Annotated in this window: 1 protein-coding gene; it reads right to left on the bottom strand. The window is 64.5% G+C overall.

Annotation, left to right across the window (positions count from 1 at the left end; all coding sequences use genetic code 11):
* Positions 1–397: ATP-binding protein (locus tag AXK60_RS25405; RefSeq protein WP_139058163.1), on the bottom strand; the 397-nt coding region annotated here is incomplete at both ends.

Here is a 397-nt window from a genome sequence, read left to right as displayed (position 1 = left end):
CAGGCGCCGAAGCTGTCGTTGGAGGCGATGGCGACGCTGTTCTTCTCTTCGCGTTCGGTGAGGACCTGGAAGAGGAGCTCGGCGCCGCGGCGGTCGAGTTCCATGTAGCCGAGTTCGTCGATGAGCAGGAGGTCGACGCGGCCGTAGCGGTTGATGGTCTTGGTCAGTTGCTTGTCGTCGGCTGCCTCGACCAGCTCGTTGACCAGTTTGGTGGCGAGGGTGTAGCGGACGCGGTAGCCGGCCATCGCTGCTTCGGTTCCGAGGGCGATGAGCAGATGGGACTTGCCGGTGCCGCTGTCGCCGATCAGGCAGAGCGGTAGGCCTTTGCGGACCCAGTCGCATTTGGCGAGGGTGTGGATGGTGGCGGGGTCGATGTTCGGGTTGGCGTCGAAGTCGA

This window comes from Tsukamurella pseudospumae, from assembly GCF_001575195.1.
GTDB lineage: Bacteria > Actinomycetota > Actinomycetes > Mycobacteriales > Mycobacteriaceae > Tsukamurella > Tsukamurella pseudospumae.
The sequence above is the reverse complement of the archived record's forward strand: the minus strand, read 5'-3'. Positions and strand labels throughout refer to the sequence as shown.